At 51.7% G+C, this 23,455-nt stretch carries 23 protein-coding genes and 1 pseudogene; 11 read left to right on the top strand and 13 right to left on the bottom strand.

What is annotated here, in order from left to right:
- Nucleotides 1-15: 15 nt before the first annotated feature.
- The 3 genes from FIV45_RS00785 to FIV45_RS00775 form a co-directional block, all read right to left on the bottom strand.
- Complete coding sequence (locus tag FIV45_RS00785) at nt 16-1,590, bottom strand: peptide MFS transporter (RefSeq protein ID WP_099474472.1); 1,575 nt, start codon at nt 1,588-1,590, stop codon at nt 16-18.
- 230 nt (nt 1,591-1,820) lie between these two features.
- On the bottom strand, nt 1,821-2,147 hold the full coding sequence (locus FIV45_RS00780) for a winged helix-turn-helix domain-containing protein (RefSeq protein ID WP_099474474.1): 327 nt from the start codon (nt 2,145-2,147) through the stop codon (nt 1,821-1,823).
- Nucleotides 2,148-2,158: 11 nt separating this feature from the next.
- Nucleotides 2,159-2,779: a hypothetical protein gene (locus tag FIV45_RS00775; RefSeq protein WP_133118597.1), complete on the bottom strand. Its 621-nt coding sequence runs from the start codon at nt 2,777-2,779 to the stop codon at nt 2,159-2,161.
- Between the two features lie 215 nt (nt 2,780-2,994).
- On the opposite strand from FIV45_RS00775, the gene FIV45_RS00770 reads away from it, so the two are divergent.
- The gene (locus tag FIV45_RS00770) at nt 2,995-4,122 is read left to right on the top strand and encodes a M14 family metallopeptidase (RefSeq protein WP_099474478.1); all 1,128 of its coding nucleotides are present in this window, start codon (nt 2,995-2,997) and stop codon (nt 4,120-4,122) included.
- A gap of 7 nt (nt 4,123-4,129) precedes the next feature.
- Here FIV45_RS00770 and FIV45_RS00765 read toward each other — a convergent pair whose 3' ends face one another.
- The gene (locus FIV45_RS00765) at nt 4,130-5,587 is read right to left on the bottom strand and encodes a cobyric acid synthase (protein ID WP_099474479.1); all 1,458 of its coding nucleotides are present in this window, start codon (nt 5,585-5,587) and stop codon (nt 4,130-4,132) included.
- Nucleotides 5,588-5,663: 76 nt separating this feature from the next.
- Between FIV45_RS00765 and FIV45_RS00760 the strand changes: the two genes are divergently transcribed.
- Nucleotides 5,664-6,026 carry a DUF1636 family protein gene (locus FIV45_RS00760; RefSeq protein WP_099474482.1) on the top strand — a complete coding sequence of 121 codons (363 nt, stop codon included), beginning with the start codon at nt 5,664-5,666 and terminating at the stop codon, nt 6,024-6,026.
- Here the strand turns inward: FIV45_RS00760 and FIV45_RS00755 are convergent.
- Nucleotides 6,014-6,886 (bottom strand): LysR substrate-binding domain-containing protein, encoded by an 873-nt coding sequence (locus tag FIV45_RS00755; protein ID WP_099474484.1) that lies wholly within the window; start codon nt 6,884-6,886, stop codon nt 6,014-6,016. The genes FIV45_RS00760 and FIV45_RS00755 overlap by 13 nt on opposite strands.
- Before the next feature lie 228 nt (nt 6,887-7,114).
- On the opposite strand from FIV45_RS00755, the gene katG reads away from it, so the two are divergent.
- Nucleotides 7,115-9,397 (top strand): catalase/peroxidase HPI, encoded by a 2,283-nt coding sequence (katG, locus tag FIV45_RS00750; RefSeq protein ID WP_099474486.1) that lies wholly within the window; start codon nt 7,115-7,117, stop codon nt 9,395-9,397.
- A 127-nt stretch (nt 9,398-9,524) separates the two neighbouring features.
- Here the strand turns inward: katG and FIV45_RS00745 are convergent, their stop codons facing one another.
- Genes FIV45_RS00745 through FIV45_RS00735 form a run of 3 tightly spaced genes read right to left on the bottom strand, consistent with a single transcriptional unit; the run spans nt 9,525 to nt 11,954 of the window.
- Nucleotides 9,525-10,295, bottom strand: coding sequence for an SDR family oxidoreductase (locus tag FIV45_RS00745; protein ID WP_099474488.1), 771 nt, complete (start codon nt 10,293-10,295; stop codon nt 9,525-9,527).
- A 17-nt stretch (nt 10,296-10,312) separates the two neighbouring features.
- Nucleotides 10,313-10,948 (bottom strand): maleylacetoacetate isomerase, encoded by a 636-nt coding sequence (gene maiA / locus FIV45_RS00740; RefSeq protein ID WP_099474490.1) that lies wholly within the window; start codon nt 10,946-10,948, stop codon nt 10,313-10,315.
- Nucleotides 10,949-10,970: 22 nt separating this feature from the next.
- Nucleotides 10,971-11,954 (bottom strand): fumarylacetoacetate hydrolase family protein, encoded by a 984-nt coding sequence (locus FIV45_RS00735; protein WP_099474492.1) that lies wholly within the window; start codon nt 11,952-11,954, stop codon nt 10,971-10,973.
- Nucleotides 11,955-12,205: 251 nt separating this feature from the next.
- On the opposite strand from FIV45_RS00735, the gene FIV45_RS00730 reads away from it, so the two are divergent.
- Nucleotides 12,206-12,664, top strand: a complete 459-nt coding sequence (locus FIV45_RS00730; protein ID WP_204844780.1) for a MarR family winged helix-turn-helix transcriptional regulator — start codon at nt 12,206-12,208, stop codon at nt 12,662-12,664.
- A 40-nt stretch (nt 12,665-12,704) separates the two neighbouring features.
- Here the strand turns inward: FIV45_RS00730 and FIV45_RS00725 are convergent, their stop codons facing one another.
- Nucleotides 12,705-13,694: a hypothetical protein gene (locus FIV45_RS00725; RefSeq protein ID WP_099474497.1), complete on the bottom strand. Its 990-nt coding sequence runs from the start codon at nt 13,692-13,694 to the stop codon at nt 12,705-12,707.
- A 357-nt stretch (nt 13,695-14,051) separates the two neighbouring features.
- Here FIV45_RS00725 and FIV45_RS00720 point away from each other — a divergent pair, with 357 nt between their 5' ends.
- The 3 genes from FIV45_RS00720 (at nt 14,052) to FIV45_RS00710 (ending at nt 16,308) form a co-directional block, all read left to right on the top strand.
- Nucleotides 14,052-14,279, top strand: a complete 228-nt coding sequence (locus tag FIV45_RS00720; protein ID WP_099473809.1) for a helix-turn-helix domain-containing protein — start codon at nt 14,052-14,054, stop codon at nt 14,277-14,279.
- Nucleotides 14,280-14,417: 138 nt separating this feature from the next.
- On the top strand, nt 14,418-15,389 hold the full coding sequence (locus FIV45_RS00715) for a peptidyl-alpha-hydroxyglycine alpha-amidating lyase family protein (RefSeq protein WP_099473811.1): 972 nt from the start codon (nt 14,418-14,420) through the stop codon (nt 15,387-15,389).
- Nucleotides 15,390-15,795: 406 nt separating this feature from the next.
- Nucleotides 15,796-16,308 (top strand): P-loop NTPase family protein, encoded by a 513-nt coding sequence (locus FIV45_RS00710; RefSeq protein WP_099473813.1) that lies wholly within the window; start codon nt 15,796-15,798, stop codon nt 16,306-16,308.
- A 120-nt stretch (nt 16,309-16,428) separates the two neighbouring features.
- Here FIV45_RS00710 and FIV45_RS00705 read toward each other — a convergent pair whose 3' ends face one another.
- Nucleotides 16,429-16,953, bottom strand: coding sequence for a GFA family protein (locus FIV45_RS00705; protein ID WP_099473815.1), 525 nt, complete (start codon nt 16,951-16,953; stop codon nt 16,429-16,431).
- A gap of 393 nt (nt 16,954-17,346) precedes the next feature.
- On the opposite strand from FIV45_RS00705, the gene FIV45_RS00700 reads away from it, so the two are divergent.
- From FIV45_RS00700 to FIV45_RS00690, 3 genes are all read left to right on the top strand, one after another.
- Nucleotides 17,347-18,222: a TolB-like translocation protein gene (locus FIV45_RS00700; RefSeq protein ID WP_099473817.1), complete on the top strand. Its 876-nt coding sequence runs from the start codon at nt 17,347-17,349 to the stop codon at nt 18,220-18,222.
- 298 nt (nt 18,223-18,520) lie between these two features.
- Nucleotides 18,521-18,754 (top strand): hypothetical protein, encoded by a 234-nt coding sequence (locus FIV45_RS00695; protein WP_133118589.1) that lies wholly within the window; start codon nt 18,521-18,523, stop codon nt 18,752-18,754.
- Nucleotides 18,751-20,097, top strand: coding sequence for a hypothetical protein (locus FIV45_RS00690; protein ID WP_099473821.1), 1,347 nt, complete (start codon nt 18,751-18,753; stop codon nt 20,095-20,097). Before FIV45_RS00695 ends, FIV45_RS00690 begins: the two co-directional genes overlap by 4 nt.
- 695 nt (nt 20,098-20,792) lie before the next feature.
- Here the strand turns inward: FIV45_RS00690 and hemN are convergent.
- Nucleotides 20,793-22,196 (bottom strand): oxygen-independent coproporphyrinogen III oxidase, encoded by a 1,404-nt coding sequence (hemN, locus tag FIV45_RS00685; protein WP_099473824.1) that lies wholly within the window; start codon nt 22,194-22,196, stop codon nt 20,793-20,795.
- 99 nt (nt 22,197-22,295) lie between these two features.
- Nucleotides 22,296-22,538, bottom strand: coding sequence for an Lrp/AsnC ligand binding domain-containing protein (locus tag FIV45_RS00680; RefSeq protein ID WP_099473826.1), 243 nt, complete (start codon nt 22,536-22,538; stop codon nt 22,296-22,298).
- Between the two features lie 50 nt (nt 22,539-22,588).
- On the opposite strand from FIV45_RS00680, the gene FIV45_RS00675 reads away from it, so the two are divergent.
- Nucleotides 22,589-23,020, top strand: a complete 432-nt coding sequence (locus tag FIV45_RS00675; protein WP_099473828.1) for an acyl-CoA thioesterase — start codon at nt 22,589-22,591, stop codon at nt 23,018-23,020.
- 20 nt (nt 23,021-23,040) lie between these two features.
- Here FIV45_RS00675 and FIV45_RS00670 read toward each other — a convergent pair.
- Nucleotides 23,041-23,430, bottom strand: a pseudogene (locus FIV45_RS00670) (gamma-glutamylcyclotransferase); the annotation flags it as partial.
- Nucleotides 23,431-23,455 lie beyond the last annotated feature (25 nt).

Here is a 23,455-nt window from a genome sequence, read left to right as displayed (position 1 = left end):
AAAGGCGACGGCGGCCTAGTGTACGCCGTGCATATATTTCTTCATCAGCGGGGTCAGCGCCAGAATAAAGACACCGACACCCATGCTGAGATAGCCGATGTTGGAATAGACTTCCATGGTCGCCATAATATCCAGCTGTCCGCTGTCAACCCCGTGGGCACTGCTGCCGGTCAGGGAACTGATCCAGCCCGCAACATAATTCCCCAGAGCGGTGAACAGGAACCAGGTGCCCATCATCATGCCAACAATCTTGCTGACGGCAAGCTTGGTCACCATGGACAGACCGACCGGGCTGAGACACAATTCCGCCAAGGTCAGGGACAGATAGATAAACACCAGCCAGATGAAGCTCTTTGACTGACTCGCATCCAGGCTCATGCCCCAGGAAAAGACAATATAGCCCAGACCGATCAGCAGCATCGCCAGACCGAATTTACCCGGCGTCGATGGTTCTTTGTGCTTCTTCGCCAAGGCCACCCACAGCCAGGCCATAACCGGCGCCAGCATGACGATGAACAACGCATTGAGCAGCTGTACCTGAGAAGCCAGGACATTCATACCCAGTATATTGAGATCAAATTGCTGATCCGCCAGAAGGGTCAAACTCGCCGCCTGCTGTTCAAACAAGGCCCAGAAGATGGACTGAATGGCGATCAGGAAACAAGCCACCATGATCCGCTCCCGCTCTACCTTGTTACATTTAACAAAGGCATAGGTGAGAATGACCGCGATCGAGACAAAGCCGGAAACCCCCAAAAGAGAGCCCACAAATGCCTGATATTGCACCAGCACCCATGTGACCAGAACCAGACCAAGACCAAACAGATAGATCGTCCATTCCTTGTTCAGACCAATAAGGGATTTTTCCTTCAGAATGGCCGGGTTGCTAGGTTCGGCGCGGCCATCAAGGTAACGCTGTCCCCAAAGGAAGACCAACAGGCCAAACAACATCCCGATACCGGCGATGGAGAAACCATAGTTCCAGCCATAAGTCTCGCCAACATAACCCACGAGGGCCGTCGAGAAAAGTGACCCCAGATTAATACCCATATAGAAGATGGAGAACCCGCCGTCGCGCCGGGGATCATTAGGGCCGTACAAGGCGCCAACGATGGTCGAGATATTGGCTTTCAGGAAGCCAACACCGGTAATGATCAGGGCCAAAGCCATAAAGAACACACCAATATAGAATTCATCCCGCACCACCATATCACCGTCCATAAAGGACGCCGGGCCATGGAACGCCATCAGGCCGTGTCCGGCCACCAAGAGGATCGCCCCGTAGGTCACGGCCTTTCGGCTGCCGAGATAACGGTCGGCCATATAGCCGCCAATGATTGGCATCATATAGACCAGACCGGCATAGGCGCCGTAGATCATGCTGCCTTCAGCCGCGCTGTACAGGTGGTATTTCACCAGATATAGCACGAGAATGGTGCGCATGCCGTAGTAGGAAAAACGCTCCCACATTTCGGTCAGAAAACATATAGCCAAACCAATGGGATGACCCATCAATTCCCGTTCCTGCGACCCTTTATAGAAATCCTCAGCGTCCACGTCGACGTTGGAGTCATTTGTTGTATCAGACATTATTGTCCCCTAGACAAAGTTACAGTTATTGTTGTTTATCATTTTTAAGGTTCCGCAGTCTGGCAGAAAATTTTGTGACTGTCACCCGCAGACGGGAAAAGGGAGTCGAAAAGAAAAGAATCTTCCATTCAGCTCCCTTATTGGGACATTTTCTACATCATGTTCAAGTTATGTTCCTGATATTCGCTGGTTAGGGGTAGGCCGTCTTGCAATGGTGACGGCAGAATCTGCTATAATTTTGGCGGCAGCAAGCTTTCCAGATGGGCGACATAGGCAAGAAAGGCCTCCCGCCCCGCCGGAGTCAGGTGACAGATGGTTTGCGGACGTTTACCTTTGAACTGTTTGGTGATCTCAAGATAACCGGCTTCCTCCAACTTGGTCATATGGGTTGACAGATTACCATCGGAAACATTGATCTGCTGCTTGAGTTGGGTAAAATCAACGCCGGCGGTCTCTCCGCTATCCTCCGGGGGGGCGCTCGCCAGACAGGACATGATCGCCAGACGCACCCGGCCATGGATCACGTCGTTGATCTCCTTATGATCAAAAGTTGTCATGAACGCCTCCCTTACGTCTGGTCATGCTTGGCGAGGCTCATCAGTTTGAAGCCGGGTAGCGCCAGCAGCAGGAAATCCAGCACAGCAATAATCAACAACAGATATTCTGCGGCGAAGGGTTTCAGGACAAACAAAATGACGGCGGCCCACCAACCATAGGCCACCAGCCGGAACCAGGTGATGCCCGTGCTATAGGAAGACACGTAGAAGGCAATCGCCATCACCAGCGAAACGACATAGCAGACTTCTGTGCCGATGTGTGAAACCAACCCTAAAATCCCGGCGAGCAGGGTGGCAAAGAAAAACACGCCGAGAGAAATTCCGATGGAGGAAAATAAGCTGGTTGTGATTAATTCGTCGCCACAAGGCTCGCCCTTTTCCCGGGCAAGTTGCCGTCCCTTCAAGATCGAGAAGGAAACCCCCGAGATAACAAAAGCAGCCCATAGATAGGGCATATAAACCAAAGGGAATGTGCCCACCACCGCCAGATACTGGAATAATGTCACAATGGCACTCAGGCTCCCCCACACGGCGAGAAAGGACCCCGCACTTGTGGTGCGTTTACGCGTTTTCTGCATGATCTCCCGGATATAAGCCAAATTTTCTTCGGCAGTATAAGTTTGTCCCGTCATTTTAATCTCCATAAAGTTTAAGTATCTTTGTTCAAAGAATGTTGTCTGGTCGGTTTCGACCGAATCAACTTCCTGATTGTTATTGCACAAATTACTTTGTTTTTCAAAGTAATTATTTTTAGGAAGTTATTAGGGCGATAAACTGTCGGTTTACAGCCTTTGAAATTCGCCATATAACGAGGATATTCACAACCCAAAAAGCAGCAGGCATTCCCATGGTAAAAATCAGCAGCAATTTTGATTCCGGCAATATCGAGGTGATCGAGGCCGGCAGTCCCAGCAACATTCGTCTCAACATCCGCAAAGACAATAACAGCGACTTTTACCAATGGTTCCATTTTCGTCTGACCGGCGCCAAGGGGCAGCTCTGCGCCATGACCATTGAAAATGCCGCCGGCGCGGCTTATGTCGACGGGTGGCCCGGCTATCAGGCCTGCGCCTCATACGATCGTCAGGAATGGTTCCGGGTCAGCACCGTTTATCATGACGGGGAACTCACCATTCAGCATATCCCCGATAGCGACAGCATCTATTATGCCTATTTCGCGCCTTATAGCATGGAACGTCACCATGATCTGATTTCACAGGCCGCCGAAGACGACAAGGTTAAAATGCATGTGATCGGAGAAACGCTCGACGGGCAGGATATCGACCTTCTGACCATCGGCGACATGGCGGTCGGCAAAAAAGTCATCTGGGTCATCGCCCGCCAGCATCCCGGCGAAACCATGGCCGAATGGTGCGTGGAAGGCTTTCTAGAGCGTCTGCTTGATGAAGATGACGCCCTCAGCCGTCAGCTGCTGGAAAAGGCGGTTTTTTATGTGGTGCCCAATATGAATCCTGATGGCAGCCGCCGCGGCCACCTGCGCACCAACGCCTGTGGCGCCAACCTTAATCGCGAATGGGAAGATCCTTCTCTGGAACGCAGCCCGGAAGTTTTCTATGTCCGCGGCAAAATGGACGAAACCGGCGTTGATCTGGTTCTGGATTGCCACGGCGACGAGGCCCTGCCCTATAATTTCATCGCCTGTTTCGAAGGCAACGCGGATGTGGACCCGGCCCAGCTCGATCTCGCCTATGACTACCAGCGCCACCTGATGCAGGCCAACCCCGACTTCCAGATGGAACAGGGCTACCCGAAAGGCGAACCCGGCTCCGCCAATATGACCGTCGGCACCAATCAACTGGCGCACCGCTATAATGCCGTCTCCATGACACTGGAGATGCCGTTCAAGGATACAATCGACAGCCCGAATTCCCACACCGGCTGGTCCCCGGAACGCAGCAATAAACTGGGTCGCGCCCAACTGGACGCTCTGGCCGGGATTATCGACAGGTTATAAACGCCTCTCAGCGCGCGGCGGCGTAAAGGGCGTCAAGATCAAGATGCTGCTCCAGATGATCGGCAAGCTGATTTAACGCCTGTTCAACCCCGGCGTCATAATCGCGCAACCCGGCATCGCGGGTCTGGAATTCTGACAGAAACGCCGCCCGGAATCGGTTCTCGGCAAACAGGCCATGCAGATAACAGCCCATGACCCGGCCGCCCGTCGATTGGGCCCCGTCCTGTGGCCCCGCCATGTCAAGCAGGGGCCGGGCGCAATCGGGGCCGCTTGTCCGCCCCATATGCATTTCATATCCGCGTATTTTTTCCCCCGACGGCAAATATACCCCCGTGACCTGTTCCAGACGTTTGTCATCGGTCAGACAGGTCGAGACATCCAGCAGGCCAAGCCCCGCGACCTCGCCCGCGTCGCCTTCAATGCCGTCCGGATCGGATATTATTTGCCCGAGCATCTGATAACCGCCACAGATACCCATGACCCGCCCGCCGTGGCGATGATGGTTGAGAATATCAATATCCCAACCCTGGGCCCGAAGGAATTTCAGATCGACGATGGTTGATTTCGTACCCGGAATGATAATCAGGTCAGCGCTGCGCGGGAGTGGTCTGCCCGGCGGAATCATCTCGAGAAACACATCTTCCTCGGCTTTCAGGGGATCAAAATCGTCGAAATTGGAAATGCGCGACAGCATCGGCACCACAATATGAATTTGACCTGATGTGTCCGTGGGGGGCTGACTGAGCGCCACGGCGTCTTCCGCCGGCAGTTTTGCCACAATGGGCAGGAAAGGCACCACCCCGAAGCTGCGCCAGCCGGAGCGCTGTTCGGTAATCGTCAGGCCATCGTCAAACAGGCGGATATCACCGCGAAATTTATTAATCAGAAAGCCGGCGATCATCCGCTTGTCCATCTCATCCAGCAGAACTTCCGTGCCGACGATGCTGGCGATGACCCCGCCGCGATCAATGTCGCCGATCAATACAACCGGACAGTCGGCGGCAACGGCAAAACCCATATTGGCGATATCTCCGGCCCTGAGGTTAACCTCCGCCGGGCTGCCCGCGCCCTCGACAATCACCAGATCGGCGGTCTGCTTCAGGATCGCGAAGCTTTCCATCACCGCGCCCAGCAGATTGGGCTTGTCGCCCTGATAATCCCGCGCCATATAGCTGCCGCGCACCCGGCCCTGAACCACCACCTGCGCGCCCTTGTCGGACTGGGGTTTGAGCAGCACCGGGTTCATATGCACCGTCGGCGCGACACCGCAGGCGAGCGCCTGCAAGGCCTGGGCCCGGCCGATCTCGCCCCCGTCCGCGGTCACCGCCGCATTGTTGGACATATTCTGCGGCTTGAACGGCAAAACAGTAAGGCCCCGGCGCGTGAACGCCCGGCATAATCCGGCGACAATCAGCGACTTGCCGACATCGGAGCCGGTGCCTTGAAACATAATAGCCTTGGTCATATTTGTGCCGCTCGCCTTGCTCTAAAAATCACGACCGCACTATGCCCTGCCTTGACAGCAGAAAGCAAGTGACCTAATGCTGAACCCCATGAGCAAACCCGACACCAGCATGCTGACCATCTGCCTGACCTGCCGCGACAACAGCGGACAGGCGTTGCATGATCTGATCGCGGCTGAAAATCCCGACGATGGCATTCAGCTGGAAGGCTATGACTGTCTATGGTCCTGTGCAGCGGCCTGTTCGGTGCAACTGAAGGAGACAGGCAAGATCGGCTATCATATGGGGGGTTTTCTCCCCCGGGCGGATCAGGCCAGGGCGATTCTTGAATTTGCCGGGAAATATCACGCCTCCGCCACCGGCGAGGTCGACTATCAGGACTGGCCCGAGGCGATCCGCGGGCATTTCATCGCCCGCATTCCGCCTCTTCAGTCTTTTTGAAATTCACGAATGATCTTATCGATAACCGCTTTTTTAGCCGTTGTTTTCCGCCAGACAAGGCCAATGCTGCGTTTGGGGGCCGGTTGTGTGAAGGGGATGTAGCAGATGCCCGTTTCATCTTCATTGATCGCAATTTTTGGCATAAAGGTAATGCCGGTTCCCGCTTTCACCATCTGGCGCAAGGTTTCCAGCCCGGTTGCCTTAAAATCCATTTCTTCCCCAATGCCATGAACACTACAGACATCCAGGGCCTGATCCCGTAAACAGTGACCTTCTTCAAGCAGCAGCAGCCGGTATGATTTAAGCGTATTTTGATCAATGGTTTTAAATTGTGTCAGTTCATGATCAGGGGGAACCGCCAGCAAAAACTCATCCTCGTATAATTTTTCACTGACCAGAAAATTATCTTGTAGCGGCAATGCCAGAAAAGCGGCATCTATTTCGCCCTTATGCAGTTTGTCAATCAACGTCGCCGTCTTTTCTTCGATAAGAATCAGACGTAAATTCGGCAGGATTTCCTTGATTTTTGGCACAAGGTCAGGAAAAGTATATGTTGATAAGGTGGGAAAGGCCCCGAGTCTGAATTTCCCGGCCAACGGATCATGGGCACTCTCGGCAATTTCATTTATTCTGTCAACTTCGCGTAAAATATGTCGGGCCGCCTGGGCAACCTGTTGACCGACCTCACTCAACATAACCCGCCGGTTTGTACGTTCGAGTAACAAAACACCAAGTTGTTCTTCCAGTTTCTTAATTTGGCCGCTCAGGGTCGGCTGGCTCACGCAGCATTGCTCCGCGGCCTGTCCAAAATGTCCTAAGTCCGCGACGGCGAGAAAATATTGTAAATCTCTGATGTTCACTCAGTCATACCTTTACTTAGGTGAAACCTATCAATTACATCGTAACAAACGATTTCACCGATATCTAAAATAGTATTACGATACAGTCAATAGGTTTTCACAATTAAGAATGATCAAACCATTACGCCTGACGAGTCCAGATGAAACCACGTCACTCTGCCTGATCATGTAAGACCTGTGCCGTGTAAAACCGCGTCCAATTCCGTAAAACCAAATAGGAGAAATATTATGAAAAAACATAATTTCTTGTTGAATACCGCCCTGGCAGGAGCTCTCGCCATATCCCTGATATCACATACCGCCACAGGTAAGCCGGCCGCCTCCGAAAAACCGGCAGGAGAAATGAGCGCCCGTACTCTCGCCGCGGGAAAGGTGCACTCCAATCAATTCTGGTGGCCAGATCAACTTGATCTCTCCTCCTTGCGCAATAACGACCCGCGTTCAAATCCTTATGGGGCTGATTTTAACTACGCCGAAGAATTCAAAAAACTGGATTTAAAGGCGATTAAAAAAGATCTTGATCTACTCCTGACCCAGTCGCAAGATTGGTGGCCCGCAGATTTTGGCAATTATGGGCCTCTTTTTATCAGGATGTCCTGGCATAGCGCCGGAACATACCGGACACTGGATGGGCGCGGCGGCAGTGACGGCGGCCAACAACGGTTCAGTCCCCTGAACAGCTGGCCTGACAACGCCAGCCTGGATAAGGCCCGCCAATTGCTGTGGCCGGTGAAACAAAAATATGGCAAGCGTATTTCCTGGGCGGATTTAATGATCCTGGCCGGTAACGTGGCCCTGGAAAATATGGGGTTCGAAACCTACGGCTTTGCCGGGGGCCGGCAAGATGACTGGGAACCTGATATCGTCTATTGGGGACCAGAAGTCGAAATGCTCGCCAGTGACCGGAATGAAAAAGACGGGGTATTGCAACGTCCTCTGGGGGCAACGCATATGGGGCTGATTTATGTCAATCCGGAGGGCCCGATGGGCAAACCTGATCCCCTTGGGTCAGCGAAAAATATTCGCGTCGCCTTTAAACGTATGGCGATGAATGATGAAGAAACCGTCGCACTGGTTGCCGGGGGACATACTTTTGGTAAAATGCATGGCGCCCATAAACCAGCCGATTGCCTGGGGCCAGAGCCCGCAGCCGCCCCGATAGAAGACCAGGGACTGGGGTGGAAAAACTCATGCGGCAAAGGTCATTCCGAAGATACCATAACCAGTGGACTGGAAGGCGCCTGGACACAGGCCCCGACGCAATGGACAACGCTCTATCTGCAGAATCTTCTGAATCTGGAATGGGAAGTTAGCCGCAGTCCGGCCGGAGCCATCCAGTGGGTCCCAACGGATAAATCCATGCATGAAACCGTTCCAGACGCCCATGTTGAAGGCAAATTTAATTCGCCCGTGATGACAACGGCTGACCTGGCGTTGAAATTTGATCCAAAATATAAAGAAATTGCGCAGCGTTTTCTTGATAACCCGGATGACTATCAAAAAGCATTTGCCAAAGCCTGGTTTAAATTAACCCACCGGGATATGGGGCCACGGGCGCTGTATCTGGGGGCAGAGGCACCGGCGGAAGCCCTGATCTGGCAAGACCCAATCCCGCCTGTGGACCATAAACTGATTTCCGCCAGAGATATCAGAAAACTCAAGAAAGAGATCCTGTCCTCCGGACTCAGCGTTTCCGAGCTGGTGCGTACCGCCTGGGCTTCCGCCTCCACGTTCCGCGGCAGTGATTTGCGCGGCGGGGCAAACGGGGCCCGAATCGCCCTGGCGCCGCAAAAAGACTGGGCGGTGAATAACCCGCAAGAGCTCGACAAGGTGCTGACAGAATTAAAAGCCGTTCAGGAGAACTTCAATCGTTCCGCCTCCGGAAAGAAAAAAGTGTCTCTGGCCGATCTCATTGTTCTGGCCGGGGCTGCGGCTCTTGAAAAAGCCGCCAAAGATGCCGGTGTCACAATCGAGGTTCCCTTTGTTCCCGGACGGATGGATGCGACCCAGGCCCAAACCGATGTCAAATCTGTGGCCGTCCTCAAACCAACCGCGGATGCCTTCCGGAACTATTTCAACAAAGAGGAAAGCTATCGTTCGCCAACAGAAATGTTGGTCGACAAAGCCGACCATCTGGGTCTTACCGTGCCAGAAATGACCGTCCTTCTGGGAGGCATGCGGGTGCTGGATGCCAACACAGGCGGGTCTAAAAACGGCGTCTTCACCGACAATCCCGGCCGCTTAAGCAATGACTTCTTTGTCAATCTGCTTGATATCTCGACCAAATGGAGAAAGTCAGATGTCGACGGGCTGTATGAAGGCGTAAACCGCGCTTCCGGCAAACTGCTTTATACGGCAACACCTGTGGATCTGATTTTTGGGTCCAATTCCGAGCTGAAAGCTGTTGCGGAAATTTATGCTTATGACAATGCAAAAGAAAGTTTTGTGAAGGATTTTGTCAAAGCCTGGGTCAAAGTGATGCAAGCGGACCGGTTTGACCTTGACCGGTAACCGGAGCCTGATTTTCTGAAGAGCGCGACAGTCTCTGATCGAAACAGGGGCGGGGAAATTTCCCCGCCCCTGTTGTCATACGCTTAGCCTTCTCTCAGATGAGTGGCAAGAAATTGTACTGGATTACCTAAACCGTACTGGCCCAGCCACCATCAACGGTCAGGGTGCTGCCCGTGACATAGGCCCCGGCCCGGCTGGCGAGGTAAATCGCCGCCCCGGCCATATCTTCCGCTTCGCCTATACGGCCCAGGGGAACCTCACAGATAAGCTCTTGCCGCTGGTTCGCCAGCAGCGCCTTGGTCATGTCGCTCGGGAAAGGGCCCGGCGCGATGGCGTTGACCGTAATATGATCCGCCGCCAGCCGTTTGGCCAAGACCCGGGTCATATGAATGACGGCGGCCTTGCTGGCGGAATAGCTGTAGGTTTCAAAGTCCGGCACCCGCTGCCCATCGACAGACGCGATATTGATCACCCGCGCCGTCTGATCAGCGCTGGCCCCGGTCCGCAACAGGGGCAGGAATTTCTGGATCAGGAAAAACGGACTTTTGACATTCAGGTCCATCACCTTGTCCCAGCCGCTTTCGGGGAATTTATCAATCGGCGCCGCCCAGACCGCCCCGGCGTTATTGACCAGAATATCTATGCGGTCTTCCCGCGAACTTATTTCGGAGACGAAATGATCAATCCCGTCAAGGGTGGACAGGTCGGCGGCAAGCGCAATGCAGTCGCCTTTGTCGGAAAGGGCCTCGGCGGTTTCCCGGGCCTGGTCTAGATGACGGCTGCAGATATAGGTGCGCGCCCCGGCCTCCACATAGCCCGCGGCGATCATGGCGCCGATGCCCCGCGATCCACCGGTGACCACGGCAACCTTGCCGGAAATATCGAACAGGTTTTTCATATCAGTCTCTTCTTGTGTCAGGTGGCGTCCGGCTGATTTTCCGGCAGCGCGGCGATGAAGGCGTCAAGCTTGTTACAATTATCGACAATGCGCAAAATATGCGGAAAACCGTCCAGCGGGCAGTTGAACCGCCGGGCGTTATAGACTTGCGGCACCAGACAAAGGTCGGCGAAGGTCGGGCTGTCGCCGTGGCAAAAGTCACCGGTCGCCGGGTCCGACAGCAGGGCTTCCAAGGCGGTGAAGCCTTCGATGATCCAGTGGTGATACCAGGCGGTTTTCTGCTCTTCACTGACCCCCAGCGTCTGGGTGAGATATTTCAGCACCCGCAGGTTATCCAGCGGGTGAATGTCGCAGGCGATGATCCCGGCCATCTGCCGCACCCGCGCCCGCCCGGCGCTGTCCCCCGGCAGCAGGGGGACCTGCGGATAATTTTCCTCAAGATATTCCAGCATGGCCAGAGACTGGCCGAAGGCTTTGTCATCGTCGCGCAGGAAGGGGACAAAGCCCTGGGGGTTGAGCTTGAGGTAGGCGTCGCCCTTATGGTCCCCCGCCAGCAGAGACACCGGCAGGGAGACATAATCAAGACCCTTGAGATTAAGCGCCGCCCGGACACGGTAAGCGGCGGAAGATCTGAAATAGCCGTAAAGTTCCATGGCGTTCGCTCCTTGGGATGTCTTATTCAGGGGTATATTGCACGACCTTCTGATCGATGCGGCCGAAAATCGTCTGGCCTTGGGCGTCGAACATGTCGATCTCGACCCGGTCGCCAAAGCTCATGAAAGGTGTTGTGGGTTTACCATCGGCGATGGTTTCCAGACAGCGCACTTCCGCCAGACAGCAGGAGCCCTCTTTCGAGCCTTTATTCGATACGGTACCGGACCCAATCACGGTGCCGGCTTCCAGCGAGCGGGATTTGGCCACATGATTAATCAGTTGCGTGAAATCAAACGTCATGTCAACGCCGGCATTTGGTTTGCCGATGGTTGTGCCGTTGAGAACCACATGCAGCGGCAGGCTGACTTTGGTGCCGTCCCAGGCATCGCCGAGCTCGTCCGGGGTGACAAAGACCGGGGAAAAAGCGGTCCAGGGTTTCGACTGATAAAAGCCGAACTGTTTGGCCAGCTCGCCCGGGATCAGGTTGCGCAACGAGACGTCATTGAGGATGCCGATCAGTTTGATATGATCGCGGGCTTTCTCGACCGAGGTCCCGGCGGGCACGTCATCGGTGATCACGGCCACTTCGGCTTCCATGTCAATGCCCCAGTCTTCCGATTGGACCTCGATATCATCGCGCGGGCCGATAAAGGCGTCCGACGCCCCCATATAAACCAACGGGTCGGTCCAGAAACTGTCGGGCAGATCGGCGCCGCGGGCTTTACGCACCAGTTCCACATGGGTGACATAGGCGCTGCCATCGACCCAGTGATAGGCGCGCGGCAGGGGCGCATCACAGGCGACCGGGTCAAAGGCGGTGCCGGAAATTTTGCCGGCTTCCAGGTCGTCATAGATGGCTTTGAGTTTGGCTTCACTGTCGGCCCAGGTATCGAGGGCGGCCTGCAGGGTCGGGGCGACATCTGCGGCGGAAACATAGGTGCTGAGGTCTTTCGATACGACGACCAATTGTCCGTCACGACCGTGTTTTAAGGAAGCTAATTTCATGGCACTCATCCTGTTAAATTGGGCCCGATACGTCAAGGCCGGAGTTAGTTGTGATGTCCAGATCCGCGAAAAACAACAGCCTTTCCGGGCAGTGGTTTGACCCTGGGGAAATTATGCCGTAAAAATCAGATGACACAAAGTCCTATCTGGGGTTATTTTCAACTTCTGAATTTCATGAGGCTTAATATAGTTACATATGTAACTTATTTCAAGAAATTTAAGCAATTAAGTAAAGCAATGGATTATAAATGATGGCAGACAAAGACGCTAAACCCCTGGTTCTGGAGAGCTTCCTGCCTTACAGACTGTCCTTTCTGACCAATATCATCAGCCAGGACCTGGCCCGTCTTTATGGAGAAAAATTTGATCTGACCCCCCATGAATGGAAAGTTCTGGCGAATCTCAAACGTCACGCCAACATGTCGGCGGCGGAAGTTGGCGACAACACGGCCATGGACAAGGTCGCCGTCAGCCGCGCGGTAAGAAGTCTCTGCGACAAGGGACTGGTGGACAAAATCTTCTCTCAGCAGGATCGCCGCCGCTCGGTGCTGAATCTCACCAACAAGGGTGAGGAAATCTATCATCAGATTGAACCGCTTGTGGTCGGCTACGAAAGCGACCTTCTTGCGTCCCTAGACCAAGCCGAGCTTACCCAGCTTGATCATCTGCTGACCAAACTCACCACCCGGGCGGTGAAACCTGAAAAATGAAGCGGGAAAAGTAACGTCCCCCGGCAATCCTCCGTCTTTTTTACCCCTCCCCTTTATCCAGCCCCCCGTCTTTCGGCGGCGCGAGCGCGTCGCGGACGATCGCCAGCCCGTCCTTACCGGGCCGGGCGCGGCTTCCGGCTTTTAACGCGTCAAACTTCAGGCGGCAGATGTGGGCGACACTGCGGTGCAGCTCCTCCACCTGACCGAACATCACGTTCAGTTCCGCCGCCGTGATTGCATAGTCTGGGCGGAAACGCACCTCACAAAAGGCGCGGGTCAAACGATCAAAGCTCTGTGCCGCCTTGCGCCCGGTCCAGATCAGACCCAGTTCCGGATGCAGGCTTTCGGCGAGTTCCCGCAAGTGAGCCAGCGGGCGGCTTGGCGGATATTTCAGGATATGCACCACCATCAGCGCCTCATAGGCCTCGGCGGCGGCGAGATTGAGCATCAGGGCCGCTGCACCGCGATCCTTTTCGGCATAGGACCACGCCCCGGCGAGAAACCGGCGGGCAAGGGGAAAGGCGTGATCATAATAGCCCTGGGCGCGGGCGAGATGCGTCGTCGCCGGCGGGCGCTCGGGCCGTTGAAACAGGTCTTCGGTGATCTCTCCCCGGCTATAGATCACCGTCCCCCGGACCTGAATTTCGTCATAGGCGAGATAGCCGTTGCGCAATTTGCGGTCAATGCGGCCCTTGGTGTCGGCGAAGCCCAGCCGCACGGGAAAACCCACCTTGCCGGACCGGTTCAGTTCTGCCACGGCGCGCTCGAGCGGGGCGAGGATATCGCAGAGGTGGGCCGAGACGATGACCATCAGGTTATAGCTATAGGCGCACTCGCCGGGGCGCAACTTGCTGTCCGGAGTCCAGTGATCCTCGGTGAAGCAGCCGTGCAGGATGATATGGCGGATGCGGCTCGGGGTGTAACGATCCCGGGGGTCTTGGGTGGGGATGGCCCGCCGGAGCAGAAAATCGGCGATATGCCGGAGGTCCGTCTGGACCTGCTGCGGCAGATGGGCAAGGGAGAATTTCATGCACTTTCCCCTTCACACCCAGTCGTCATTCCCGCGCAGGCGGGAATCCAGACTTCTGTGGGACGATAGAGGGACATATCCGTAAATTTTACACGGGTGGGTAAGTTGTTGGTTAACAAGCACAGATCATCTGTGCTAAGACATTGGCTAGCCATGTCAGCCTCCTAATCAGGTTGGTGTGGTCAGGGCCATGCGGGTGTTAGAGCACCTTCATGGTCCGCTTAGTATTCGGGATATATTAAATCTGAGAACAAAACTACTTCCGAATAACGATAATATCGTCGTTTATAGGAAGAGAAAAGTCAAGCGAAAATAGAAAGAGTTGTTATTTTTAAGAAGAACGGTTAAATTTTTAAAATGATAAAATCAGCTCAATGCCGCGCCGCCCGCGGTCTTATTCAATGGTCGCAAAATGATCTTGCTAGCGCATCAGAAATTAGCAGCGTGACGATCCGCAACTTCGAGAAAGATAAAACCGTTCCTCAAAAGGCGACACTTATAGTCCTACGACAAACCTTTGAAGCCGCCGGCGTAGAGTTCATCCCTGAAAATGGGGGTGGCGTTGGGGTGCGTCTGAAGAAATAGCCACCTTTCTTGTGAAGGTAAGGTTTCAGATCAAGAAGTTACGATGACATCGTAATAAAAACTGTTGATAAGAGTCAACTGTCACCGTAATTCGCAATTCCAAATTAGCAAAGCGTTATGTCATAAAGGAGTAGTTATTTGTTTTCCAAATATTGTTATTGGCCTATATTTTTATTCATATCTATCCTTACAAATTTTGCAATTGCAGATTCGAATAAAACTTATTCGGTTGTCGCTAGTTGGCCTGATGTTCCAAAAAACTTCATTATGGGACAGGCGACGGGAGTAGCAGTCGATTCTCATAATCATGTTTTTATTTTCCACCGAGCAAGTCGTGAATGGGTTGAGCCCTTTCCTATAGAGAAAATTAGTGAACATACTGTACTTATGTTTGACGGTGCTACGGGAGAGCTGAAAAATAGTTGGGGTGGAGATCTTTTTACCATGCCGCACGGACTTTCAGTAGACAAAGAAAACAATGTTTGGGTCACAGACGTTGGTTCACAGCAAATTCATAAGTTCTCACATGATGGCGAATTAGTTTTAAGCATTGGAGAAGCTGGTGTTCTTGGAAAGGATAAAACTCACTTTGCATTACCTTCTGATCTCAGCATTCTAGAAGATGGAAGTGTGTACGTAAGTGATGGCTATGATAATACGCGCGTAATTAAATTCGATTCCTCAGGAACTTTTCAAATGCAGTGGGGAAGTCCTGGTGATAAATCCGGAGAATTTGACCTTCCTCATGGAATTTCCACAAGCAATAATCGTATTTACGTAGCCGATAGGGGAAATTCGAGAGTGCAGATTTTTGACAATAGAGGCACATATATTTCAGAATGGAAGGTAGAGCAAGTTGGTCGACCGTATGGCGTTGCCGTATCAAGTGACGACAAGGTATTTATTATTGATGGTGGAGATCAGCCTGATAATACACGTTCGAGGGTCGTCATACTTGATACGGATGGTAACGTACTTAATAGCTTTAGCGCTGAAGATGATTCAGACCAGAAAAACCTTGGTCATGACATCGCTCTGGGGATGGATGGAGCTGTTTACGTTGTTGATGCATGGGCGCGAAGTGTTAGGAAATACATTAAGGCAAAATGATACAGCACACATAACAAGACGTTGGAATTACGGTGAATTACGGTGCCAGCCTACTTTTATTCTATGGACCACAATGACCCGTTATCCTAACCTTCGCTTTCATGGACGCAGCGGGTGATAATGTCGGAATGCAGCTGGTCTGCTAAGGAAGAGATCATTGTGATTGATCCGGTTAAAGTAGAGATACTGTGATAAACACTTCTTATCCACATACCGATTGACAATAGGTTATTCCTATAAGATGATGTTTTTATGAAACAATTTATAATACAGCAGGCTGCACGAATTATCCCCATTCCATAGGAATGGTGGGAATGTTGATACGCTTTAAATTTGTCAAACTCACCCCGGAGAGGTGGGTTTTTTTGTTTTCACCTCAGGGGATGTTGGATGTGAAGGAGGTAGAATGAAAAAAATTGCAGTTTTTGGGAAACCCGGCAGCGGCAAGTCCACGTTAAGCAGGGATTTAGCGTCAGCTACGGGCATACAATTGCACCAGCTGGACTCCATTTTATATAAGAAAAATGGTGAACAAATAGACCGAAAGGCGTTCGTTGAGGCGCATGAAAATATACTGTCTTCTGCGCGCTGGATAATCGATGGATTAGGGCCAATGGCGCTATTTAACAAGCGCCTGGAGGCGGCTGATACGTTGATCTATATAGATCTGCCTTATGTCACCAGTTATTGGTTTGTAACAAAGCGACTGCTCAAAGGGCTAGTCGAAAAGCCAGAAGGTTGGCCTGACGGCAGTTCCATAGTTAAAGGAACTTTGCAAAGCTATCAAACTTTGCGGCGATGTCCAGAATTTTGGAACAAAAACTTTATGCAGAAATTGAACAATGTATCTCTTCATAAATCGGTATACATCATTCAAACCACCTCTGAACTTAACGGCTTTGTGCATGCGCATATATAGTCGCCTATCAGCGGTTACGTATAATTACGTAATTACGGTGCGTGATATCAAAATGGACCCCGGATCAAGTCCGGGCGGACGTGGCGTCATCCCATCTATCAGGCAAAAAATCACATACACTCAGGATATCTGGTGTTCAAAGGGCTCTTTTGACGCCGCAGCGAGGAGAGCTTTTCTCCGCTCGAGATGCTCTGCGGTCCATGTGGTTTCATAGTCGTAGAAGACATCAACAGCAAGATCATCGGGGGGCAAAATAACCCAAGGCAACTTGGATCTTGTGAAGATATGAACGTCGGGGGGCAGGTCAGCGGGGTGATCAAGTGACCCGACGCGAATGAACCGGATGCCCTCTTTAATGCCTTGCATATAATAGTTGCTCCAGACGGCGACCTGACATTTCGGGCAGCGGCTAATTTTCTGGCCGTTGCCACTGGGAGAGGGCATCGTAACTTCAGAAACCTGACCTTGTAACAGCTCGACATGAGTGGCTTCATAGAGGGCGTTGACCACAAATGCTGATCCCGTTTGGCGTTGGCACCAGTGGCAATGGCAACAATGAACGATAAGGGGCTCTGACGTGAGTTTGTACCGTACATGGCCGCAGGTACAGCCCCCTTCATGTATTTCTGTTGGCGCGGTCATTATTCCCTCCCGAAAACATTATCCATCGAGAGAGTATAGTACCATGGTTTATGGGATGAAGGCCAAAAAAAGTAAAACCCAAATTGACATGGGTATCGCCGTGCCCGTCTACTTTATATTCTCAGGGCGACAATGCCCTGTCACCATACCGGCCATCAGTCCTCACTGAAACAAGGATGCCCTCCTCAACGGAGAGGTGGTGATCAGATGCCCCGTCATCGCCCGTGATTTATGCCGACGTCCGCCATCATCTATAAGCCATTGCGCGATCTGAACTTACCTTCCATCGGATAATTATAACGCTTCACCGCAATAGGGTTGTGCATTGCACCGGTCATTTCTTTACTGCATGGTGAGGACGTTTAGGCGTTTGTTATCTTAAAAAAGGAGAACATTATGAAGCGTGTGTATGCCCCGATGGTTCTGCTGCTGTCGATGCTGATGGTGAGCGGCAATAGTTATGGTCAAGATGCTCTTCCCGTCCTCGAAGGCCCTTATCTCGGGCAAAAACCACCGGGCCTGATCCCTGAAGCGTTCGCCCCCGGGATTATTTCAACGAAGGGCTGGGAATATGGTGTTGTCTTCACCCCCAATATGAAAGAGATCTATTACATCAGAGCCAATGCGGTCACTGAGAAACAAGAGTTTGTTGTTTTTCAAAACAAACAGAACAGATGGCACGAAAAAGTGGTCTCGCCCAGGGTCGGCCAACCCTTCATCGCGCCCGATGGCAAGACCATGCATCTAGGCAAGCGCTATATGGAGCGGACCGACACGGGCTGGTCAGAGAGGAAAAACCTTGGCGCCCTGTTCGAAGATCTCCGCATCATGCGCCTTACGGCATCATCCACAGGCACCTATGTGTTTGACGAAGTAGGCTCAGAAGAAGGTGATGGCATTATCCGCTATTCTCGGCTCGTCGACGGCAAACGTGAAGCGCCAAAACCTCTCCCCAAAGAGATTAACACCGGAAAATACAATGCCCACCCCTTCATTGCACCAGATGAATCTTATATTATTTGGGATGGCAGAAGAGAGGGCGGATTTGGCGGTTCTGATATCTATATCAGTTTTCGCACGAAAGAAGGATCGTGGGGGGCGGCCGTCAATATGGGCGACAAGATAAACACAGGCGCCTGGGAAGCGGCTGCGAGCGTGACACCAGACGGCAAATATCTTTTTTTCAATCGGAATATGGGTTCAGATAATTACGAAAATGTAGATATATTCTGGGTAGATGCCCAGATTATTGAAACGCTCCGGCCAAAATAAGACGCCCGGTTACAAGAGCATTACCGCAAATTTCAAGGGATTTGGCGCTGCTGGGCTTCAGTCTGCTCGGGTTTGGAAGGACAAGGAAGGAAGGCGCGTGATATCAAAATTGACCCCGGACCAAGTCCGGAATTACGGTGCCAGTTTACTTTTATTCTATGGACCACAATGACTTTCATCCTGGCCTTGCCAAGGGCCGGCCACTGTGGTTAAACTCACGGTAAGATAAATAGCGCATACAAATATGGGGGCAGATGTGATGTGGAATAACCCTTTCTCGAGTTTCATAAACCGTCGCGTGAGAAGGACACCGCAGGCCGAGCGCCACGGAAAGCCTCTCTTGGCGACGACCCATCCAAGCGCGGACGAGGAAAGCCCAAGCGCAGCGCCGGAAAAAAAGATGGTCGACCAGATGCTCGCCGATATGATGAGTTTAAATGTTTCCGGGAGCTCCTTCAAAGACAAAAAGTTCAAGTTCCACCATACCGACCCCGCAACGGGCACACGCAAAGTCATGGAGCTTGGGGGATGAAGAGTTTGATTATTTCTGCTTTTATGGGTGTATGGCTGTTTAGCTTAGGGCACAATCAACTTATCGCCAGCCCGCAGATCTACCACGGAAGAACTATTTGTGAACTAGATGAAAGAAGCCCTGACACTTCCTTAATAGCTCTTTTGTGGTCGAGGGAGGTAGTGTTTGATCTTACCAAAGAATTAATTGAGGCATCAGACATCCAAGATGTTATTGATAAATACATACCCAGTAATAGTGTGGGCGATATAAGATCACTTTCTTTTTCTGCTGACGATATTCTTCGGGCCGCAACCTATAAATATTTGACCAATCAGGCAGATGATTTGCGATCTGCGTTGGATTTTGCCTATGTGGTTAACTTTCAGACTAAACTATTAGATTTTTTGAATCAATCTGTTGGCGATACCAGCCCCAATAACAATATGGGCTTTATAGAGAAGTCTATCGTCAGGGATCGCATAGAAGGAATTTCCAGACTCGGAAAATTATATTATCGTCATTGGGAAATGACGGCAGATGTTACATCATTGGACAGGGCAATAGACATTTTTACTCGTCTGAGGAGCTTTTTGCATATCCATATAGATATCTTGCCTTATAGGCATAGCAGCAATATTAAGTTTACAAAAATTTATAAAGAACGACTTCTACCAAAGAGTAAAGAATATTTCTATTGGGAATATACTGGGTATCTGGAAATAGCTCTGGCACAGAAGGCGGTAAGCCAGAATGATCTAAAATTTCTTGAAAAGGCTATCCATAATTTTGAAGCTTTATCTGTCCCGGTGGAAAAGGAAATAGATGCTGTTACTCAATATATTGATGGTGAGGAGAAGGTTGAATATTTTTCTTCGTTAGCTTTGGAACCTGCAACACTGAGCGCTTATAGATATTTATTGTTTGAAAAGCCGATAAGAGAATTATTTTTTCAAAAAATGCTATTGGATTATTTGAGAGCAACTCTTGATAATCAATTCAAGAAAATGTCGCAAATCCAACGGGCTATTGGGCAAGATCTCAGAAATTCAGGGGTGAGGTTTTCAGAAGGTCATAACTGTGATGACTTATTTTCCGTAGAGCTGTTGATTTTTCAAGCTGATATTTTAAGGGCAATGCGTACTTCGGTAGTAGAAAGTGAACCAGAATACTCTCAATTAATTCACAATGAACTTGGGGTTTATAGCGAGGCTATGAGGAGAATAAAGTATGAAGTTTCTCCTGTTTTATGGTTTCGGGCCTTAAGGGGGATGAAAGAGGTTATGAAGACAATAGCACAGGATGATAAAACGGCTAAAGTAAGATTGGAAATTCTTGAAAATTTATATAGGGGGCGTCAATGACTGATACCAGTACTTTAATAAATACAGCAACACCGCATGATTTAGGTATTTATTCTCAGCATCAAGAACTACGGTGCCGGTCGTTTTCAACGTAACCTTTTTCATGCAAAATAAGTATATCTTCTTCTCAAGTCTCCGCTTTGGATCGGAAGCGAACATATAACATTTTCCTGCCTGCTTTCACATCTAATGCGACGATACGGCCATATCTCTTTGCCTCTATTATCTATTGTTTCAGGCCAATGTTGCATACGCCAAACCCAAATGTCGTCTTCTACCAAGACAAGCACCCATTTAACGGGCTTACCCAATTCGGTCGTTCTTTTTGCTCCATCCAACGACATTGTAATTGACGCTTCATCATAACCAATAACAGAATAATTGGAGTCAAGCGCTGGTTTACCATCAGCACCATGCCGTCGGAATAATTAAAAAGCGCCCTTGTATGGCCCTTGGAAAAGCTAATAGTGGTGAACTGGACAGCACACGTCGCGTCATTCCCATACCAAACCAATTGCCGGCAACACGATCAAAACTGTTTTATTTTCCGTAGCGAATGCCATAGTGGAAAAGTTCAATAAAAATAATGTGAAAATAAATCGGAATATGTATTTCATGAAGTCCCGCCTTTTTATGAATCCGGAACTACGATACTAGCTTACTTTTTATTCCACTGCCCACAATGACCCATGACCCTAGCCTTCGCTTTCATGGACGCAGCGGGTGATGATGTCGGAATGCTGCTGGGGGAAATAATGGTCGAACAGGGTGGCGATCGCCCGCAAATACGGCCGTCCCGCCTCGGTCAGGGCATACTCATTACCCGCCCGGGCGAGATAGCCCACCGCCACCAGCCGGTCTAGATCCTGGGCTTCCCGCGCAAAATCATAATCCACCCCGTGGGCCGCGGCAATGGCGTACGGATCAACGGCGAACGTGGACATCAGGGTCGAGATCACCTCGCGCACCATCACATCCAGCGCGCTGACCCGCAGGCCACGGCGCACGGGAATATCCCCGGCCTCGACCGTCTCGGCATAGGTTTTCAGGTCCGGGCTGTTCTGGGCGTAGCCCCCGGGCAGCGAGCCGATGGCCGAAGCCCCGAAGCCGATCATCGTCGTCGCCGGGTCGGCGCTATAGCCCTGAAAATTGCGCTTGAGGTGCCCCTCGGCGCGGGCGGTGAGCAGGCTGTCTCCGGGCAGCGCGAAATGATCAAGGCCAATGGCGTGATAGCCGCTCTCCTGTAATTTTGTGCTGGCCAGATCGAACATGGCCTGACGCTCGTTTTGCGCGGGCAGATGGTGCTTGTCCATCATCTGTTGGTGCTTTTTCATCCACGGCACATGGGCATAACCGAACAGGGCAATGCGCGACGGCCTGAATTCAGCGGTCTTCTGCACGGTTTCCTCAATAGTCGCCAGGGTCTGGCGCGGCATGCCGTAAATCAGATCGAAATTGATCTCGCTGATGCCTGCCGCCCGAAACCAGGCGATATTTTCCGCGATCAAGGCGTCGGGCTGAACCCGGTTGATGGCCTCCTGAACGTCCGGATTGAAATCCTGAATGCCGAGGCTGACCCGGTTAACGCCGCTTTCGGCATAGGCCGCGACTTTTTCTTCTGAACAGGTGCGCGGATCAATCTCCACCGCGATTTCGGCGTCCGGCAGGATATCAAAGGTTTGACGCACCAGATCCATCAGCTCGGTGAAGCTATCCGCGTCAATGATCGTCGGCGAACCACCGCCAAAATGAATATGGCTGACTTTTTTACGGCCCGTCTCGGCCCCGACCAGGTGAATTTCCTGCATCAGGATAGCGAGATAGCGGTGCACCCGGTCGTAATTGCTGGTGATCTTGGTGAAACAGCCGCAGAACCAACAGAGCTTCTCACAAAAGGGAATGTGGAAATAGAGGCTGACCGGGGCGTCCTCGGGCAGGTCCCGTAGCCACTGGCCATAGAGTCCCGCATCGAGATCGCTGAATTCCAGCGCCGTCGGGTAGCTGGTATAGCGCGGCAGACGCTTGGGCTTCGGGGATGTGCCGAGCGGCGCGGTGGTGCTGCTGTTCTGCGGGTCTTGGGTCGTTGTTTTCTGGGTCATGGAGTTTGCGGCCTTTCACTGTCGCCGTTATGACAGATCCGTGGCCAAAATCCCTGACTTAGGTCAAAAAACATCCAGAGGTTAAGCTGTAAAGTAAATTTACTTGAACGCCTTGTAGGCCATCAGGGTGAAAGTATCCTTGATGCCGGGAATGGTCTGCACCCGGTCATTGATATAACGGCCGATGTCTTCGTCTTCTTCCAGATGCAGTTTGATCATCAAGTCAAAGGCGCCGGAAATGGAATAGACCTCTTCGGTTTCTTCCAGTTGGTCGACGATATGCTCCGCGACCTCATAAACTTTACCCAGCTCGCATTTAATCTGTACGAATATATTCTTCATCGTTATGATCCTTGACGTTGTATTGCTTTACTGGAGGAAATTACAGAGTTATGCCCCGTTTCACAACAGAAATAACGGTTCGTTTCAATCATGTGGACCCCGCCGGGATTGTTTACTATCCGCGCTATTATGAAATGATCAACCAGACCAGCGAGATCTGGTTCGAAGAAGCGATTGGCTACCCTTACCCCCAGATGATCGCCGACGGCTGGACAGTGCCGCTGGCCCATATGGAAAGCAGCTTCAAAAACCCGAGCTACCTCAATGACCGGCTGACTTTCGCCCTCGGGGTGCGGCAACTGGGACGCAGCCGCATTGATCTTGATTTCATCACCAGCTGCCAGGGTGAAGTGCGCTTCATGACCCGCCAGAGCATCATCTGGATCGACCACAAGAAATTCAAATCCGCCCGCATTCCCGATGATATCCGGCACAAGATGGAAGCCTACCTTCTGGCGGACGGAGAAGCCGCGGATTTTTGAGGGCGGGATAGACTTGTGTCCTATTCGGTAAAGGCCCTGATTTCTGCCAGATAATCTTGTGGCAGTCCCAGTTTTTCCGCCAGCTGCAATAAATCCCTCGCATAAGCCGCGTTATAACCGGAAATTTTATCGGCCGGCAGATTATAACACAGCGCCGATACGGTTTGCCCCTCTCTGGTCTGTACCTGCACCGTTTCCGGAACATAATCGGCGACACTGCCCTCCCCATAAAGGTCATCGGCCTCTGACGGTGAAATGTCCATCAGAACCCCATGGCAAACCCCCGCCGGATCCGGCAGCAAGGTCGCCCTGTCGCCAATGCGCAAGGCATATCCCGGCAAAACCGCCAGCCCCTTGTTCACCGGCGCAATATTCTTGGCGATGAGCAACTCTTCTTCCATAAACAACCCATAAAAAAAACACGATCATATGTCC

The organism is Paremcibacter congregatus, from assembly GCF_006385135.1.
Taxonomy (GTDB): Bacteria; Pseudomonadota; Alphaproteobacteria; order Sphingomonadales; family Emcibacteraceae; genus Paremcibacter; species Paremcibacter congregatus.
Note: the sequence above shows the minus strand (reverse complement) of the source record. Positions and strands in the feature narration are given on the sequence as shown.

Excerpts from the sequence above, each read along its gene's own strand:
- FIV45_RS00785 (WP_099474472.1), bottom strand. The coding sequence starts at position 1,590 with ATGTCTGATACAACAAATGACTCCAACGTCGACGTGGACGCTGAGGAT.
- FIV45_RS00780 (WP_099474474.1), bottom strand. The coding sequence starts at position 2,147 with ATGACAACTTTTGATCATAAGGAGATCAACGACGTGATCCATGGCCGG.
- FIV45_RS00775 (WP_133118597.1), bottom strand. The coding sequence starts at position 2,779 with ATGACGGGACAAACTTATACTGCCGAAGAAAATTTGGCTTATATCCGG.
- FIV45_RS00770 (WP_099474478.1), top strand. The coding sequence starts at position 2,995 with ATGGTAAAAATCAGCAGCAATTTTGATTCCGGCAATATCGAGGTGATC.
- FIV45_RS00765 (WP_099474479.1), bottom strand. The coding sequence starts at position 5,587 with ATGACCAAGGCTATTATGTTTCAAGGCACCGGCTCCGATGTCGGCAAG.
- FIV45_RS00760 (WP_099474482.1), top strand. The coding sequence starts at position 5,664 with ATGCTGAACCCCATGAGCAAACCCGACACCAGCATGCTGACCATCTGC.
- katG (WP_099474486.1), top strand. The coding sequence starts at position 7,115 with ATGAAAAAACATAATTTCTTGTTGAATACCGCCCTGGCAGGAGCTCTC.
- FIV45_RS00745 (WP_099474488.1), bottom strand. The coding sequence starts at position 10,295 with ATGAAAAACCTGTTCGATATTTCCGGCAAGGTTGCCGTGGTCACCGGT.
- maiA (WP_099474490.1), bottom strand. The coding sequence starts at position 10,948 with ATGGAACTTTACGGCTATTTCAGATCTTCCGCCGCTTACCGTGTCCGG.
- FIV45_RS00735 (WP_099474492.1), bottom strand. The coding sequence starts at position 11,954 with ATGAAATTAGCTTCCTTAAAACACGGTCGTGACGGACAATTGGTCGTC.
- FIV45_RS00730 (WP_204844780.1), top strand. The coding sequence starts at position 12,206 with ATGGCAGACAAAGACGCTAAACCCCTGGTTCTGGAGAGCTTCCTGCCT.
- FIV45_RS00725 (WP_099474497.1), bottom strand. The coding sequence starts at position 13,694 with ATGAAATTCTCCCTTGCCCATCTGCCGCAGCAGGTCCAGACGGACCTC.
- FIV45_RS00720 (WP_099473809.1), top strand. The coding sequence starts at position 14,052 with ATGATAAAATCAGCTCAATGCCGCGCCGCCCGCGGTCTTATTCAATGG.
- FIV45_RS00710 (WP_099473813.1), top strand. The coding sequence starts at position 15,796 with ATGAAAAAAATTGCAGTTTTTGGGAAACCCGGCAGCGGCAAGTCCACG.
- FIV45_RS00700 (WP_099473817.1), top strand. The coding sequence starts at position 17,347 with ATGAAGCGTGTGTATGCCCCGATGGTTCTGCTGCTGTCGATGCTGATG.
- FIV45_RS00690 (WP_099473821.1), top strand. The coding sequence starts at position 18,751 with ATGAAGAGTTTGATTATTTCTGCTTTTATGGGTGTATGGCTGTTTAGC.
- hemN (WP_099473824.1), bottom strand. The coding sequence starts at position 22,196 with ATGACCCAGAAAACAACGACCCAAGACCCGCAGAACAGCAGCACCACC.
- FIV45_RS00680 (WP_099473826.1), bottom strand. The coding sequence starts at position 22,538 with ATGAAGAATATATTCGTACAGATTAAATGCGAGCTGGGTAAAGTTTAT.
- FIV45_RS00675 (WP_099473828.1), top strand. The coding sequence starts at position 22,589 with ATGCCCCGTTTCACAACAGAAATAACGGTTCGTTTCAATCATGTGGAC.